Origin of the sequence: Exiguobacterium sp. s11 (genome assembly GCF_018619015.1) — a bacterium.
GTDB lineage: Bacteria > Bacillota > Bacilli > Exiguobacteriales > Exiguobacteriaceae > Exiguobacterium_A > Exiguobacterium_A indicum.
Genome location: NZ_JACSNF010000017.1, coordinates 1 through 402 on the forward strand (window position 1 = coordinate 1; position 402 = coordinate 402).

General features: G+C 49.3%; 2 tRNA genes. Both read right to left on the bottom strand.

Features of this window, described 5'->3' with window-relative positions:
* Window positions 1–112: 112 nt before the first annotated feature.
* Window positions 113–185: transfer RNA gene (locus tag KNQ12_RS16890), tRNA-Ala, on the bottom strand.
* A gap of 27 nt (window positions 186–212) precedes the next feature.
* Window positions 213–289, bottom strand: a tRNA-Ile gene (locus tag KNQ12_RS16895).
* Window positions 290–402 lie beyond the last annotated feature (113 nt).

Below are 402 nucleotides of genomic sequence, written 5' to 3' on the forward strand. Positions count from 1 at the left end.
TTGGTATTCTAAGAACACACGTCTTAAATGACATGGTTAATTAAAAGTTTGATGTCTTGTTGATGTCTTCAGTTTTCAAGGTGCGAGTGCCTTATCCAAAGGACAAGACAAATGGAGCCTAGCGGGATCGAACCGCTGACCTCCTGCGTGCAAGGCAGGCGCTCTCCCAGCTGAGCTAAGGCCCCAGGATTGGAATTGAATTATAATGGAAATGGTGGGCCTAAGTGGACTCGAACCACCGACCTCACGCTTATCAGGCGTGCGCTCTAACCGGCTGAGCTATAGGCCCATTCCATGACTAGAGAGAATTAGACTCTCAAAACTGAACGATGGGCATGTCCCGTAAGGGACGTTTTCCTTAGAAAGGAGGTGATCCAGCCGCACCTTCCGATACGGCTACCT